Genomic DNA, 15,275 nt, shown 5'->3' on the forward strand with positions numbered 1-15,275 from the left:
AGGAGGTGACGGATGGCCCAACGTGAATGGGTCGAGAAGGACTTCTACAAGGAGCTCGGTGTCACCTCTGACGCCGGCAAGGACGAGATCAAGCGGGCCGCCCGCAAGATCCTGGCCGAGAACCACCCGGACCGAAATCCCGGTGACTCCGCGGCAGAGGAGCGGTACAAGGCCGCCTCCGAAGCCAAGGAAGTCCTGACCGACGACGCCAAACGCAAGGAGTACGACGAGACCCGTCGGCTGTTCGCCAGCGGTGGCTTCGGCCGCCGGCCCGGCGGTGCGGGCGGTGGCTTCGGCGGGTTTTCCGGTGACGGAGTGGAATTCAACCTGGGTGACCTGTTCGACCAGGCCGGGCAGGCCGGCGGTGCCAACATCGGTGATCTGTTCGGCGGGTTGTTCGGCCGGGGCGCTCAACAGCCCCGGCCGAGCCGCCCCCGGCGCGGTAACGACCTCGAGACCGAGACCGAGCTCTCGTTCCTGGAGGCCACCAAGGGTGTGGCGATGCCGCTGCGGCTCACCAGCCCGGCCCCGTGCACCAATTGCCATGGCAGCGGCGCACGTCCGGGCACCAGTCCGAAGGTGTGCCCCAGCTGTAACGGCGCCGGGGTGGTCAACCGCAACCAGGGCGCGTTCGGCTTCTCCGAGCCGTGCACCGAGTGCCGTGGCAGCGGGTCGATCATCGAGCACCCGTGTGACGAGTGCAAGGGCACCGGTGTGACCACCAGGACCCGCACCATCAACGTCCGGATCCCACCGGGCGTCGAGGACGGGCAGCGAATCAGGTTGGCCGGGCAGGGTGAAGCGGGGCTGCGCGGTGCGCCGTCGGGTGATCTGTACGTCACCGTGCACGTCCGCGCCGACAAGGTGTTCGGCCGCGACGGTGATGACCTGACCGTTACGGTCCCGGTGGCCTTCCACGAATTGGCACTGGGGACAACGCTTTCGGTGCCCACCTTAGAGGGCAAGGTCGGCGTGCGGGTACCCAAGGGCACCTCCGACGGCCGGATCCTGCGGGTGCGTGGACGCGGGGTGCCCAAACGCTCCGGCGGCCACGGCGATCTGCTGGTCACCGTGAAGGTCGCCGTGCCGCCGAATCTGGAGGGCGAGGCGGCCGAGGCATTGGAGAACTACGCAAAGGCCGAGCGGGCCACCGGATTCGACCCCAGGGCGGGTTGGGCAGGAAACCTGTCATGAGCCGGAAAGAGGACGCCAGGACCTTCCTGATCTCGGTGGCCGCCGAACTGGCCGGTATGCACGCGCAGACTCTGCGCACCTATGACCGGCTCGGTCTGGTCAAACCGCAGCGCAGCTCGGGAGGAGGTCGACGTTATTCGCAGCACGACGTCGACCTGCTCCGCGAGGTGCAACGGCTGTCCCAGGACGAGGGCGTCAACCTGGCCGGTATCAAACGGATCATCGAACTGACCAACCAGGTCGAGGCGCTGCAGAGCCGCGTCGCCGAGCTGACCGCCGAGGTCGACCGGCTGCGTAAACCCAGCACCGCGCTGGTGCTGTGGCAGCCCCGCGGGAAGCGTCAGTCGAGCTGAGCGGCAGCGGCACGCATGCGGGCATGCGTGCCGCTGTACGGATCGGACTGCGGTAGCAGCGATTTGTGAATCTTGGTCACCGCGCTGTAATTCACGTCGACCACGTTGGCCAGGGGTGAAAGACACAGCTGAGAACACAGCTGGTAGGCATCCATGGTGCCGAGGTCGTACAGTTCGGTCAGCCAACGGACCATCTCCACCTGCGAGCAGCGCCAGGCATCTTCCAGCGGGCGTGCCGATCCGACGGTCAGCAGTGCGTCATCGTGTTCCATGCGCGGCCACGCGGGTGCGCCGCCCTTGATCAGCTCCACGAGCACGGTGACGTTCATCGCGCCCTCCAGTGCGGTGCCGCAGGTTTCCCCCTCGCCCTGCCGATAGTGGCCATCGCCCACCGAGAACAGCGCACCTTCCACATTCACCCCGAGGTACACGGTAGTGCCGGCACGCAGCTCGGGTGTGTCCATGTTGCCGCCGAAGTAGTCCGGCACCAAGGTCGTTCGCACCTCCCGCAGCGCCGGGGCCACCCCGACGGTGCCGAGCATCGGGGCCAGCGGCATCCGCAGTGTGAAATCGCTTTCGTGCGCGGTGAACACCGCGGTCGAGTCCGTGCGGTCGATCCGATAGATCCAGGTCTGTTCGGGTAACGCAGGCTGCAGGCCCGCGGTCCGGTCGGTGCCGGTGAGTGCCCCGAACAACGGAATGGTCGTCGACGCCGCCCAGTCACGGGCGGGCTCCAGTGACACGATGTGTAGTGCCAATGTGTCACCGGGTTCGGCGCCGGTGACATAGAAAGGGCCGGTCTGTGGGTTGAGCTCCTTGGGGTTGAGCACCTCGCTCGGTTTGTCCGAGCTCGACGTCACTCGGCCCGCGAAGGCGTCTTCGGTCCACAGTTTCAGCGCCGTCCCCGGCGCCACCTCCATGATCGGGTCGGCGCCCCCGAACGTCCAGACGTACTGATCGGGGGTCGGGGTGAACTCAACGATGGGCACGCAGGTACTCCTCTGGGGTGACGGTGCGCAGCGCGCGGGGCAACAGGCAGACGAACGTGGACCCGATGACCAACCACAGCAGAGCTTGGTTGGTCAGCGACGCGAGCCGGAAATCGGCGAGGACGTCGGCGGGGAAGCCATGCGGCGTCTCGTCGAACGGCGGCAGGACCGACGCCACGATTGTCATCGCCGCCAGGTATCCGCCCGTTGCCGCCACTGCCGACGGCCAGCCTCCGATGCGCGCCCGCAGCGCGAGCCCCACCGTCAGTGCCGCGCAGGCGATGGCGACAGATCCGGTGGTCACGACAAGGTACGCGGTCGTCCTGGCGCCGACGGTGGTGTCGTCACCGACCCCCGGCGGGCTCGCCGGATAGGTGAGCAGCGGCACTGCCGAGACGACACAGAACGCTCCTGCCGCAACCACTGCCGCCACGGTGCGTGGATCGGCCGGTATGCGCCGTTTACGCAGCATGTTCAGCAACACCGCGAGGGCGACGGCGAACAGTGCACCCATGACGACCGCGTACATCGCCGCGCCGACGGCGGCACCGATGTTCTCCTGGATTGCCCTGCTGAACAATTCGGGCTCGTGTTCGTGCGTCTCTGCGGCAGTCCCGTGGGTGTGTGCGCCCTCCATGCCGATCGCCACATCGATGAGCGGCGCGATCTGGATGCGGGCGAAACAGAAGGTGACGGTGCCGGCGAGCGCACCGGCAACGAGTCCCAGCGCGATGAGTCTTTTCTCCATGGTCGGAACCTCTCAGTGGCAGGGGAAGCCGAGCAGATGGCGGGCGTCGTGCAGGAACTCGTGCACATGGGTGTCCGCCCCGAAGACCGAGACTGCGCCCTGGTCGTAGCCGAGGAAGTAGTAGGCGATGAGCGCGAGTGCCACGGTGCCGGTCAACCACATTGCCGAGCCGACGGCGGCATCGTCGGCGGGGATGACCGCGGACGCCCGTGCGGTGTGCGAAGTGCTCATGAGGATCATTCTCCTGACTATTAATTCCACGGAAAAACTATTCCGCTGATGTGTGATGGTGGCCGTCAACCTGGCCTAGCGCAACCGCTGAAGCCGGATAAATTGCCTCATGAAACGCATATTTAACATCGGTCTGGCTGACCGTAAATGCCGTGTTACGGATTCCTGGTCGGATTGCAGACCGCGTCACATCCGCGAATACTTCCAACTTGAAGTGTTGTGGAGAAGAACCAATCGACAGGAGTGCCTCACAAAATGCACGGTCCACATGACGTCGGCGGACGGGATGGGCTCGGTCCCATCGATCCCGTGTTCCTCGAACCGGACATTCCCAACTGGCGCTATCCCTTCGAAGGCCGGATGCACGCAGTCACCGCGATGGCGATCGCCAAGGGTGCCTTCAATCTCGACGAGCAGCGGCACGGCATCGAACTCATGGGATGGAGCGATTACACCGATTCGACCTACTACGCACACTGGTTGTTCTCGGTGGAGAAGCTGCTCAACGACAAGGGATACATCTCCCACGACGAGATCGATGCTCGGATGCAGCAACTGGGCGCGCCGTCGATGAACCCACATCCGGAAAAGCCGGAGACGTTGTCCCCGTTCGCCGAGAAGATGGTCGACGTGCTGTGGAAGGGCACGCCACATGATCTGCCCGCCGACGCTCCACCGGCCTATGAGGTAGGTGCGACGGTGACGGTGCGCAATCTTCACGAGGTCACCCACAACCGGCTGCCGGGGTATCTCAATCGCGCCACCGGTGTCGTCGCCAAGCAGTACGGGGCCTATCACGACCCCGCGGCCAGCGCCCACCAGCAGACCGACGTCCCCCACCAGCTCTACATGGTCCGGTTCACCTCGACCGAACTGTGGGGCGAGGCCGCCGCCGAGAAGTTCGACCTGTACGCCGACCTGTTCGAGGAATACCTCGAACCCGCCAACTGACGAAACTCTAAGGAAGAGAACACACATGGACTGGCTTTCACTATCCGATGTCGAGGCGCGGGTGAACGCGCTGGAATCGCTCATGGTCGAGAAGGGTCTCGCCGAGCACGAGGCCGTCGACGCCGTCGTGTCGTCCTTCGAGAACGACATGGGCCCGGTCAACGGCGCCAAGGTGGTCGCGCGCGCCTGGACGGACCCGGAGTACAAGGAGTGGCTGCTGCGTGATGCCACCGCTGCGATCGCCGACATGGGATTCACCGGGCTGCAGACCGAACACATGGTGGCCGTCGAGAACACCGCGGAAAAGCACAATATCGTGGTGTGCACGCTGTGCTCCTGCTACCCGTGGACGCTGCTGGGCATCCCGCCGGCGTGGTTCAAGTATCCCCAGTACCGTGCCCGCGTGGTCAAGGAACCGCGCAGCGTGCTCGCCGAATTCGGGGTGACGCTGCCCGACGATGTCGCCATCGACGTCTGGGACAGCAGCGCCGAGATCCGCTATCTTGTTGTCCCGCAGCGTCCGTCGGGCACAGAGGGGCTCTCGATCGACGAACTGGTGGATCTGATCAGCCGTGACTCGATGGTCGGAACCGCTCTGGTCTCCGCGGGGCAGGAGAGCTAGATGACCATCGCCCAGGATGTCACCGATATCGTCGGATTCGACGATCAGGACGGTGCGACGGCACTGCCCCGATCCAACGGCGAACTGATCTTCGACGCACCATGGCAGGGCAGGCTGTTCGGGCTCGTCGTACACCTTTGCAAGGCAGGGGCCTTCGAATGGGACGAGTTCAAATCGCATCTCATCGCGGTGATCGACGAATCCGGGCTCGACGATGTCTGTGACCCGGCGGTCTACTACCGCCAGTTCGGGGAGGCCTTTTGCCGACTGGGCACACACAAGGGTTTTTTCGACGCCTCGACCCTCGATCGCCGCACCCTCGTCGAGGGTGAGCGGTTGGCGCACGCAGATCACGACCATGAACACGGCCACGACCACTGATGGAGAACGTGCGATGAGCAAGGCCTCTGCGCTGTCCATCAGCGTCGGCATCTTCGGTGCCCTGTCGACCTGGCTGACCGCCGTCGTCTGGCAACTACCCGTCTGGGTGTTGTTCCTGGCGTGGGCGTCGTTCTTCTTCGTCGGGTCCGGGATCGGTGGGCTGTTGAAGTCGGTGGCGTGTAACTGGACCGGCATCGCCATCGCGACGTGCACCCTGCTGGCGGTGAGCGGAACCCAGAGTGCGGTACTGCTGGCCGTTGCCGTCGGGATCGGCAGTCTGGTAATGGTTCAGGTGTCGCGACTGGCGTGGCTGTCGGCCACACCGGCGATCGTCTTCGGCTTCGCGATGACCGTCGGCACGATTGCGGCGACCACGCATCCGATCACCACGGCAGGTGTCTCGAATCCGGCGCTGATCGCCGCGACGACGGCCCTGGTGGGCGCGGCCCTCGGCGTGGCGTCGGAATGGTTGGCCCAGATCGTGCTGCGGGCGTGGCCGGTGCCCGGCGAAGCCCCCGATATGGTGCAGCCGGCGTGAGTGTGCGGGTCGTGATGAGGCCGGATATCCTGCACCAACCCAACTATTCGAGATGGAAGAGATGAGCGGGGGAGCGGTGCCGACGACGACCGGTCTGGACAGCGTGTCGGAGGTCCTTTTCCGGGCCGGCCGGTGGTGGTCGGATGCGCTGTCGACCGGACTGCTGGACGCCGATATCAGCAGCATCGACGGGTGGCGGGTGCTCGGATCTCTGCGTGGCGGCGACGGATTCACGATGAGTGACATCGCGCTTGCCCTGACGATTCCACCCCCGTCCCTGACCAGGATCGTCGATAAGCTCGTCGACGGCGGGTTCGTGCTGCGCCGGGTCGATGCCATGGATCGCAGGCGGGTGCTGATCTACCTCTCGGCGCGGGGGAAGACGAAGGTGCGCAAGCTGGTTCGGCAGGAGGGACAGGTCAAGTCCGCCTTGATCGATGAGTTCGGCGAGGACACCGCGGTTCATCTGATCCGCACCCTGGCGCGAGTCAGCGACTTGTCGATGCCCGTCGGCCGCTAGACCGGAGCGGGCCCGCGCCTCCTGCCGTGGGACAACTTTTCATCCAACCAACAGTTGCGCAATGTGGTCGTAACGACAGCGATCGATGATCGAACCCGGATAGTGGCGGGACGGAGATGCGGTGATGTTCGAGGAATCGGTTCGGATCCGGCGCGACACCGTCGACGTCGCGCTCGTGGTCCCGTTCAGCGGATCGGCGGGCATCTATGGGCCGTCGTGTGAGGCCTGCGCCGAGCTTGCCATCGCCGATGTCAATGCCGGACCGGGGTTACTCGGCAGACAGGTGCGGTTGATCCCCGTCGACGGAAGCCGCGCGCCGGCAGTCGTCGCCGCCGAGATCGGCGCCCTGATCGATCTGGGGGCCCTCGACGCGGTCACCGGCTGGCACATCTCTCCGGTACGCAAGGCCATCGCCGAGATCACCGCGGGGCGGGTACCGTACGTCTACGGGCCGCTGTATGAGGGTGGCGAGCGCACACCCGGGCTCTTCCTGACCGGTGAGACCCCGTCGAGGCAGCTGCTGCCGGCGATGAACTGGATGAAATCGGAGTACGGCATCGATCGCTGGGTGGTGATCGGCAACGACTATGTCTGGCCAAGGGAGACCGGGTCGGCGGCGCGGCTGCACGCCAGGGCGTCGGGGCAACCGCTGTTGGGGGAAATGTACTTCCCGCTGGGTACCGACGATTTCGGGGTGGCAATCCGCCATATCGAACAGACCGAGGCCACCGGGGTCCTGCTGCTGTTGGTCGGTGGCGACGGTGTCGCGTTCAACCGCCAATTCGCGGCCGCGGGCCTGGGCCGGGCCGTGCCCAGACTGAGCCCGCACGTCGAGGAGAACATGCTGCTCGCCAGCGGACCGGAGAGTAACGATGGTCTGTTCGCCGCCGCCGGATACTTCGAGGCGCTCAACACCACAGCCAGCATGGACTTCGCCCGCCACTATTACGGTCACTTCGGAGCTGCGGCACCGGCGCTGAACAGCATCGGTGAATCCTGTTACGAGGCACTGACATTGTTCGTGACGCTGGTCTCTCGTGCCGGCTCGCTCGACATCGACTCGATGACCATGGCGGCGGCCGACCTGCACTATTCGAGCCCGCGCGGTGAGGTTCGGATGCACGGCAACCAGATGTCCCAGGACATCTACATCGCCGAGGCGCTGGGTCTGGACTTCGAGGTGCGGGAGAGAATCTCGGCCGCTTGAACCGTGATGCCGAACTCGAACACCACGGGATCGCCCTGGGCCACCCGGTATCCGCCGCGGCGTAACGCGTCGGTCGGCGCCGCCATCGGCTCGATGGCGACCAGATCAGCACCGGGCGGCGCGAACAGCTGAGCCGCCGGATAACCGCGGTCGAAACGCACCTCGATGCGCCGCCCACCGCCGGCGATGGCGAATACCGCGCCGTCGGGTACCTCGTCGAAACCGTCGTCGAGCGTGCGGTCGGCCAGCGGCTCCGCAGCCGCAGGCCATGCCTGATGTTCACCGGTCGGCAGACCGGCATCGTCGACCGGCAGCCACCGCATGGCCGGCGTGCTCAACACCCAGTCGGCACGTGGCACACCGGGAATGGTGAGGTACGGGTGATAGCCGAAGCACAGCGGTACGGCGACACCGGGCTCCGGCGCCACCGTCGTCGTCACCGTCAGCGTGCGGTCTGCCAGCCGCACCCGCTGGGTCAACACATGCGGAAACGGGAAGGCCGCCAACAGCTCCGGGGTCGTGTACTCCAACACCGCGAGCAACTCATCGGCCGAATGCTGCACCCGCCAACCGGGGTGCGCGGCCAGCACCCCGTGCATCGGCGCACCGTGTGGATCGGTCCGCACGCCGGGCGACCCGTCCAACTGCACCGTCGTGGTGCCGACCGCATAATCCTTGCCGCTCAGCCTGTTCGCCCACGGATACAGGATCGGGATGCCCATGGTCTTGCCGTCGGCGATGTAGGCATCAAGGCCGCGGCGCTGACCGAGGAACTCGACGCCGTCCTCGGCAAGAGAGGTGCAGATCATGCCGGCACCTGGGACGAAGGTCGCGGTCAGCGAGGACGACGGATCACGCAGCACCACGGATTCGGGCATGGACCGATCTTTTCACGAGAGCGGATCATGCTGGATGCGCTCCGGTGGCGCGCCCTTGGCGATCAGCGCGGCCTTCGTGGCGGTCACCATCTGTGGCCCGCCGCAGATCAGGATCTGTCGGTCCCCCCAGCCGCCGTAGCGGGACACGACCTCGGGGAGTAACCCGGTCTGGCGTACGTGCAGGCCGCGTGGAGGCGCGTGATCCGGGTAGTCCGCCGCCCATGGTGGATCGGAGGAGAATTCGGACACCGGGGTGACCGACAACCATGGGTTCATCGATGCGATCTGCCACAGTGTCGGCAGATCGTAGAGGTCGCTGGGGTAACGGCCGCCGAAGAAGAGGTGCACGCGCGGGTTTTCCGCCTCCCGGCACAGATCCATGATCAGGGAACGCAACGGTGCCAACCCGGTGCTGCCGGCCACCATCAGCACGTCACCGGCATCGCGATCGACGTGCATGCCACCGTGCGGATGCGACAGCCGCCACCGGTCGCCGACCGTCGTCTCCCCGATGATCGCCGGGCTGACCATGCCGCCGATCACCGAGCGGATGTGGAACTCGATCGCCCCGCTGCCGTCATCGGGGATCGCCGGGCTCAGATAGCGCCACCGCCGAGGCCATTGCGGTACTTGCACCGTGACGTATTGCCCGGGGTGATAGGGCAGTCGTTGGTCCAGCTGCACTCGCACCACCGACACATCTCGGGTGGCGCGGATGTGCTCGACGACCGTGCCGTCGCAGAAGGGCGGTCCCTGCTCGGCATCGGCAGCACCGCGCATCACCCCGATGACCAGTTCCACGAAGTCGACGGTCGCCTCGGCGATCCGGCCGTCCCACACATAGGTCAGATGACCGCGCAAGGTGGCCAGCAGCGCTTCCCGCATGGTGTCGTAATGGCCATGCGTCACACCGTATTTGCGGTGATCGCGACCAAGCTGGGCCAGGAAGGCCACCGGTTCCTCGGCGCGCTGGGCGATCATCTCACCGAGTAGCCAACCCAGCGCCTGGCTGAACGCCCTGCGCTGGGGTGCCATATCCGGTGGGAAGAGGTCGCGCACGGTCGGATCGCTGGCGAACCAGCGGGTGTAGAAGCGGCCGATCAATGCGTCCGAATGGGGGCCGTTCGGGTCGACGGCGGCACGCAGGGTTTGCAGCGCGTCGCGATCATCGAGTCCCACGGTGCCCGAGTTTAGGTGAGTCACCACCAATACAGACGCACGGCAGGTTGCCGGGATACCGTGTGCCTCATCGAAGAGACAACGGTGATTCTGGTGTTCCACCCCGGTGGTGAAGGCCCATTCAGGGAGTGGGCCGACACGGTGTTGGCGTCCGCGTCGGCCGCCGCCGGGCACGTTACGGCGTGGGTATCGGTGAGCGAGGAACCCTTCGAGCCGGCGTTGGCGGTCAGCTTCAGTACCGCCGCGGCGGCCGACGATTGGTTGGACAGCGCGGAGCATGCAGAGGTGACGCGCGCCGGTGCCGCCCTCGGCTGGCGGTCCGCCGCGCCGGCATTGCTGCTTGACGGGATGGGCGCGCCGCCACCGGGGATCGGTGCATTCCGGCATCGGCTCGTGGCGGGCCGAGTGGGCGAATTCCTGGAATCGCAAACGGTTCTCACCAGGGCGGCGAGCAGGTTCGGCGGATACGAGGGCACCTCGTTGTTCGTGCAGGGGGACGAGGAGGCGCTGTCCGTGCTGCGATTCCGCACGGACCGGCAGCTGGCGGGGTGGACGTCATCACGCCAGCGGGAGAACGCCCTGCCCTCCCTGCGGTCGAGTCTGCGGGGTGAGTTCGCCTCGGTCTCGGGCACCACCGCGTTCGGCACCACGGTGCGCACCGAGGGCGGCCGGGTGCTGATGACGCCGAATTGGAAGTCGGCGATGCTGGTGCTGCTGGTGCTCTATCCGACGGTGATGCTGTTGTCGCGATTCCTCGGGCCGCAGCTGGATCGATCGGGCGCAGAACCCTGGCTCGCGTTATGGCTGAGTCAGGTGGCCAGCATCGTCTTGATGCAGTGGTGGCTGATGCCATGGGCGTCGAAGCCATTCCGGCGGTGGCTCGATCCGGTGGAGGGCTCGGGCTGGCGCAGCAACCTGACCGGTGCCGCGGCGATCGCGCTGATCTACCTGGTGACGCTGTGGCTGTTCGGGACTGTCCGGTGGCTGCAGTACTGGGACTACACAAACTGATCAAGCCAACCCGTGAATCCCCTTGTACAGCACCATGATGCCGATCACGAGCAGAATGGCGGCGACCAGCGTGGCGTGCTGGTGCTCCATCCACATGCGTAGCCGTCGTAGTGGTCCGGCCAGCCGCTCGCCGCTGAACGTGTAGGCCACGATCGGCACGATGACGGTGCTTGCGGCGACCACCACGAAGTAGGGGACCGCCAGCCAGGCGTGCTCGACGCCGACACCGGCACTGCCGATGGCCAGACCCGCGGCGATGCAGATGAACAGGACCTTCGGGTTCACCACCGCCAACACCGCCGCGGTCGCGGCCGCGCGGGCCGGGGTGAGATCACTGAGCTTGCGCATCCAGGCCGGAGAGTGCTCGGACTTCTGCCGGGTGGCGAACCGGTAACCGCCGAACACGATCAGCGCGGCGCCCACCACGAGCCGCAACCAGGACGCCCAGCCCGGGGGTTCGTCGAACGATCCGATCAGGCCCGAGACGGCCACGAAAACCGAGGTGAGCACCCCGAGGCCGACCAGCCAGCCGGCCAGGTATGCCAGCCCGGTGGGCCGCGGGCGGGCGCTGTCCAGGGCGAGTACCGCCGGGATGATCGACAACGGAGACAGCGCGATCACCATGGCCAGCGGGGCCAGCTCGGCAAGCAGCGATCCCCAACCTGTGGTCATGCAGCAGAAGGTAGCAAGCTGCCGGTCAGTATTCGCACCACTTCCACTGACCACCCTCCCTGACGAAGGCGATCTCGTCGGCGTCCACACCGTGATTCTCGATGACCGACCGGGCCGAAGAACCGTCGATCTCCAGCTCCAGGATCGTCAGGTCGAGCGTGCCGTCGGCGCGGGCATCGCGCAGTTCGTCGTCGGAGAACACGTCCTGAGCCAGCAGCTCCGCGCACATCAACTGCCTCAGGCCATCGAAATCACTGGTGTTCCAGGCCGATTCGAACTCCGCAACCAGTTCGGCGATCTGCGCTTCGCCGGACCACGGCTGCACGTCGCCGGGTGCTGCGGCCGTCCCGGTCGTGGCCCGGGTGCAGCCGACCAGGCTCAGGCCCACGCAGATGAGCACCGTCAACCGCGTCATGGTCGCTGCGAGGACCCTTCGACGTCGTTGTGCCCGAGGGTGTCGACGAAGCGTGGACCGAGCCGGGCGAGTTCGTCGCGATAGCCGGTGGCCCACTCGCCGAAGGGGTTATGGGCCAGGTACTCGTTGCGGAAGCGGTCGTCCTCGGAGACCTCGGTGGCACAGAAGGCCGGGATGGTCAGGTCGACCACGGGTGCGTTGCGTTCGACCTCGGCCAGCAGCAGCGGGGCGTTGCGGCCCAGGAACCGGTCGATCACCCAGCCGTCCTCGCCGAGCCAGGCCGAGTAGCGGACCTTGGCAATGACATGCTCGGCGCGCGCGACGATCTGCCCCGCGACCATCGGATCCAGATCGCGTTCGGCCTCGTATCGGGTGCCACCGGCGGCGGGGCCTTTGGCGGTCATGGTGCCGATGGCGTCGTCGCCGAGCGCGTCGATCAACTCGGCAGGCGTGGCGTCGAGATTTTCCGGTGCGGATCCTTGCAGGCGGATGCGCACCGCATACCCGTCGGCGGCGAACAGGTAGGCCTGCACGATCAGGGCGGGCCGGGGATCGAGTGCGGCGACCGCGGGCAGCTCTTGGACGTAGAACTTCCGCTCGAACTCGAAGTCCCCGAAATCCTGGGATTCGGACATGAACCGACGTTAGTCCCTAGACGCCGCCGCGGCCGGGCGCGGAGACTGTGTGTCATCGACGTCAAAAATAGATAGACTTGAGCGGAACAGACTCAACCCTGACTGCGTTGGACTACACGACAAGCATTTTTACCAAGCTGCACAACCCAGAAAGGTAGGTGTCGTGGACTCGTTCAATCCGACCACGAAGACCCAGGCGGCACTGACCTCGGCCTTGCAGGCGGCCACCACCGCAGGCAACCCGCAGATCACTCCCGCCCATTTGTTGATGGCGTTGCTCACCCAGAACGACGGCATCGCTGCACCACTGCTGGAGGCGGTCGGAGTAGAGCCCGCGACCATCCGGACCGAGGCCGAGCGCATGCTCGGGCGGCTCCCCAGCGTCTCGGGCTCCACCTCGCAACCCCAGCTGAGCCCGGAAGCGATCGCGGCGATCACCACCGCCCAGCACCTGGCCACCGAGATGGACGACGAGTACGTCTCCACCGAGCATCTGCTGTACGGGCTCGCCAGCGGCGACTCCGATACCGCCAAGCTGCTCACCGGTTCCGGCGCCTCGCCGCAGGCGCTGCGTGACGCCTTCGTGAAGGTGCGAGGCAGCGCCCGGGTGACCAACCCGGACCCCGAGGGCACCTATCAGGCGCTGGAGAAGTACTCCACCGACCTGACCGCGCGGGCGCGCGAAGGCAAGCTCGATCCGGTCATCGGGCGCGACAACGAGATTCGTCGCGTCGTGCAGGTGCTGAGCCGGCGGACGAAGAACAACCCGGTGCTCATCGGCGAACCCGGTGTCGGCAAGACCGCCATCGTCGAGGGTCTGGCCCAGCGCATCGTCGCAGGCGATGTGCCGGAGTCGCTGCGGGACAAGACCGTCGTCTCGCTGGACCTCGGGTCCATGGTCGCCGGCGCCAAGTACCGCGGTGAATTCGAGGAGCGACTCAAGGCCGTCCTCGACGACATCAAGAACTCCGCCGGGCAGGTCATCACGTTCATCGATGAGTTGCACACCATCGTGGGCGCCGGGGCCACCGGTGAATCTGCGATGGACGCGGGCAACATGATCAAGCCCATGCTGGCGCGCGGTGAACTGCGCCTGGTCGGTGCGACCACACTCGACGAGTACCGCAAGTACATCGAGAAGGACGCCGCCCTGGAGCGCCGTTTCCAGCAGGTGCTGGTCGGGGAGCCCTCGGTGGAGGACACCGTCGGCATCCTGCGCGGCCTCAAGGACCGTTACGAGGTGCACCATGGTGTGCGCATCACCGACTCGGCGCTGGTCGCTGCCGCCACCCTCTCCGACCGCTACATCACTAGCCGATTCCTGCCGGACAAGGCGATCGACCTGGTCGACGAGGCGGGATCCCGGCTGCGGATGGAGATCGATTCCCGACCCGTCGAGATCGACGAGGTCGAGCGGTTGGTCCGCCGCCTGGAGATCGAGGAGATGGCGCTGGCCAAGGAGGAGGACGACGCGTCCAAGGACCGGCTGGAGAAGTTGCGGGCCGAGCTCGCCGACAAGAAGGAACAGCTCTCCGAGCTGACCACCAGGTGGCAGAACGAGAAGGGCGCCATCGACGTCGTGCGAGAGCTCAAGGAGCAGCTCGAAACGCTGCGTGGTGAGGCTGACCGGGCCGAGCGCGACGGTGATCTGGCCAAGGCCTCCGAGCTGCGCTACGGCCGCATCCCCGAGGTGGAGAAGAAGCTCGACGCCGCACTGCCGGTCGCCGAGGCACGCGAGAACGTGATGCTCAAGGAGGAGGTCGGGCCCGACGATATCGCCGAGGTGGTGGAGGCCTGGACCGGCATCCCCGCCGGGCGCATGCTCGAAGGGGAGACCGCCAAGCTGCTGCGCATGGAAGAGGAGCTGGGCAAGCGCGTCATCGGGCAGCGCTCGGCGGTGCAGGCCGTCAGCGATGCGGTGCGTCGCAGCCGCGCCGGAGTGGCCGACCCGAACCGGCCGACCGGCTCGTTCATGTTCCTGGGCCCGACCGGCGTCGGTAAGACCGAGCTGGCCAAGGCGCTGGCGGAATTCCTCTTCGATGATGAGCGCGCCATGGTCCGCATCGACATGAGCGAGTACGGCGAGAAGCACTCGGTGGCCCGACTGGTCGGTGCGCCTCCGGGCTACATCGGTTACGACCAGGGCGGGCAGCTCACCGAGGCGGTGCGCAGGCGTCCGTACACGGTGGTGCTGTTCGACGAGATCGAGAAGGCCCACCCGGACGTGTTCGACGTGCTGCTGCAGGTCCTCGACGAGGGCCGGCTGACCGATGGTCAGGGCCGCACGGTCGACTTCCGCAACACCATCCTCATCCTGACGTCCAATCTGGGCGCCGGGGGTACCGAGGAGCAGGTGATGGCGGCAGTGCGCTCGGCCTTCAAGCCCGAGTTCATCAACCGGCTCGACGATGTCCTCATCTTCGACGCACTGAACCCGGCGGAGCTGGTCTCCATCGTCGACATCCAGCTGGCCCAGCTGCAGAAGCGGCTGGCTCAGCGGCGACTGGTGCTGGAGGTCTCACTGCCCGCCAAGCACTGGCTGGCCGAGCGCGGTTTCGATGCGCTCTACGGCGCCCGCCCGCTGCGCAGGTTGGTGCAGCAGGCCATCGGCGACCAGCTGGCCAAGATGTTGCTGGCCGGTGAGGTGCACGACGGCGACGTCGTCCCCGTCAACGTCAACGCCGCGGGTGACGGTCTGGTCCTGGGCTGACCTAGGAGGCTGACTGGCCACTTGTCGCACGGTTTCGCCGA

General features: G+C 66.3%; 18 protein-coding genes. 10 read left to right on the plus strand and 8 right to left on the minus strand.

Features of this window, described 5'->3' with window-relative positions; all coding sequences use genetic code 11:
- Positions 1-12 precede the first annotated feature (12 nt).
- Together dnaJ and PGN27_RS17085 are read left to right on the plus strand one after the other, a co-directional pair.
- Positions 13-1,194: a molecular chaperone DnaJ gene (gene dnaJ / locus PGN27_RS17080; RefSeq protein ID WP_335327183.1), complete on the plus strand. Its 1,182-nt coding sequence runs from the start codon at positions 13-15 to the stop codon at positions 1,192-1,194.
- Positions 1,191-1,547, plus strand: a complete 357-nt coding sequence (locus PGN27_RS17085; RefSeq protein WP_335327184.1) for a heat shock protein transcriptional repressor HspR — start codon at positions 1,191-1,193, stop codon at positions 1,545-1,547. Before dnaJ ends, PGN27_RS17085 begins: the two co-directional genes overlap by 4 nt.
- On the opposite strand, the gene PGN27_RS17090 is transcribed toward PGN27_RS17085, so the two are convergent.
- Genes PGN27_RS17090 through PGN27_RS17100 form a run of 3 tightly spaced genes read right to left on the minus strand, consistent with a single transcriptional unit; the run spans position 1,535 to position 3,515 of the window.
- Positions 1,535-2,536, minus strand: coding sequence for an acetamidase/formamidase family protein (locus PGN27_RS17090; protein WP_335327185.1), 1,002 nt, complete (start codon positions 2,534-2,536; stop codon positions 1,535-1,537). The two genes, PGN27_RS17085 and PGN27_RS17090, sit on opposite strands and share 13 nt — an antisense overlap.
- Complete coding sequence (locus PGN27_RS17095; protein WP_335327186.1) at positions 2,523-3,284, minus strand: CbtA family protein; 762 nt, start codon at positions 3,282-3,284, stop codon at positions 2,523-2,525. The genes PGN27_RS17090 and PGN27_RS17095 overlap by 14 nt, the downstream gene beginning before the upstream one ends.
- A 12-nt stretch (positions 3,285-3,296) precedes the next feature.
- Positions 3,297-3,515 (minus strand): CbtB domain-containing protein, encoded by a 219-nt coding sequence (locus PGN27_RS17100; RefSeq protein ID WP_335327187.1) that lies wholly within the window; start codon positions 3,513-3,515, stop codon positions 3,297-3,299.
- A 255-nt stretch (positions 3,516-3,770) separates the two neighbouring features.
- Here PGN27_RS17100 and nthB point away from each other — a divergent pair, with 255 nt between their 5' ends.
- The 6 genes from nthB to PGN27_RS17130 all read left to right on the plus strand — a co-directional run bounded on the left by nthB (position 3,771) and on the right by PGN27_RS17130 (position 7,734).
- Positions 3,771-4,466, plus strand: a complete 696-nt coding sequence (gene nthB / locus PGN27_RS17105) for a nitrile hydratase subunit beta (RefSeq protein WP_335327188.1) — start codon at positions 3,771-3,773, stop codon at positions 4,464-4,466.
- Positions 4,467-4,491: 25 nt separating this feature from the next.
- A complete protein-coding gene (nthA, locus tag PGN27_RS17110; RefSeq protein WP_030136953.1) occupies positions 4,492-5,088 on the plus strand; it encodes a nitrile hydratase subunit alpha in 597 nt (198 codons plus the stop codon).
- Positions 5,089-5,469 (plus strand): nitrile hydratase accessory protein, encoded by a 381-nt coding sequence (locus tag PGN27_RS17115; RefSeq protein ID WP_335327189.1) that lies wholly within the window; start codon positions 5,089-5,091, stop codon positions 5,467-5,469. It begins immediately after the preceding gene.
- A 13-nt stretch (positions 5,470-5,482) separates the two neighbouring features.
- Positions 5,483-6,007 carry a DUF1097 domain-containing protein gene (locus PGN27_RS17120; protein ID WP_335327190.1) on the plus strand — a complete coding sequence of 175 codons (525 nt, stop codon included), beginning with the start codon at positions 5,483-5,485 and terminating at the stop codon, positions 6,005-6,007.
- A gap of 61 nt (positions 6,008-6,068) precedes the next feature.
- Positions 6,069-6,527 (plus strand): MarR family winged helix-turn-helix transcriptional regulator, encoded by a 459-nt coding sequence (locus tag PGN27_RS17125; RefSeq protein ID WP_335327191.1) that lies wholly within the window; start codon positions 6,069-6,071, stop codon positions 6,525-6,527.
- 124 nt (positions 6,528-6,651) lie between these two features.
- Positions 6,652-7,734, plus strand: coding sequence for a substrate-binding domain-containing protein (locus PGN27_RS17130; protein WP_335328757.1), 1,083 nt, complete (start codon positions 6,652-6,654; stop codon positions 7,732-7,734).
- Here PGN27_RS17130 and PGN27_RS17135 read toward each other — a convergent pair.
- The gene (locus tag PGN27_RS17135) at positions 7,674-8,612 is read right to left on the minus strand and encodes an aldose 1-epimerase (protein ID WP_335327192.1); all 939 of its coding nucleotides are present in this window, start codon (positions 8,610-8,612) and stop codon (positions 7,674-7,676) included. The genes PGN27_RS17130 and PGN27_RS17135 overlap by 61 nt on opposite strands.
- Positions 8,613-8,624: 12 nt before the next feature.
- Positions 8,625-9,791 (minus strand): FAD-binding oxidoreductase, encoded by a 1,167-nt coding sequence (locus PGN27_RS17140; protein WP_335327193.1) that lies wholly within the window; start codon positions 9,789-9,791, stop codon positions 8,625-8,627.
- Between the two features lie 87 nt (positions 9,792-9,878).
- Between PGN27_RS17140 and PGN27_RS17145 the strand changes: the two genes are divergently transcribed.
- Complete coding sequence (locus tag PGN27_RS17145) at positions 9,879-10,802, plus strand: putative antibiotic biosynthesis monooxygenase (protein ID WP_335328758.1); 924 nt, start codon at positions 9,879-9,881, stop codon at positions 10,800-10,802.
- Here the strand turns inward: PGN27_RS17145 and PGN27_RS17150 are convergent, their stop codons facing one another.
- Genes PGN27_RS17150 through PGN27_RS17160 form a run of 3 tightly spaced genes read right to left on the minus strand, consistent with a single transcriptional unit; the run spans position 10,803 to position 12,524 of the window.
- Entirely contained in the window at positions 10,803-11,474 is a 672-nt protein-coding gene (locus PGN27_RS17150; RefSeq protein ID WP_335327194.1) for a GAP family protein, read from the minus strand.
- 25 nt (positions 11,475-11,499) lie between these two features.
- Entirely contained in the window at positions 11,500-11,889 is a 390-nt protein-coding gene (locus tag PGN27_RS17155) for an Rv0361 family membrane protein (RefSeq protein ID WP_335327195.1), read from the minus strand.
- Positions 11,886-12,524 (minus strand): CYTH domain-containing protein, encoded by a 639-nt coding sequence (locus tag PGN27_RS17160; protein WP_335327196.1) that lies wholly within the window; start codon positions 12,522-12,524, stop codon positions 11,886-11,888. The genes PGN27_RS17155 and PGN27_RS17160 overlap by 4 nt, the downstream gene beginning before the upstream one ends.
- Before the next feature lie 163 nt (positions 12,525-12,687).
- Between PGN27_RS17160 and clpB the strand changes: the two genes are divergently transcribed.
- Positions 12,688-15,234, plus strand: a complete 2,547-nt coding sequence (clpB, locus tag PGN27_RS17165) for an ATP-dependent chaperone ClpB (protein ID WP_335327197.1) — start codon at positions 12,688-12,690, stop codon at positions 15,232-15,234.
- The last annotated feature ends 41 nt before the right edge of the window (positions 15,235-15,275 follow it).

It is taken from the genome of Mycolicibacterium neoaurum (assembly GCF_036946495.1).
Classification (GTDB): Bacteria; Actinomycetota; Actinomycetes; order Mycobacteriales; family Mycobacteriaceae; genus Mycobacterium; species Mycobacterium neoaurum_B.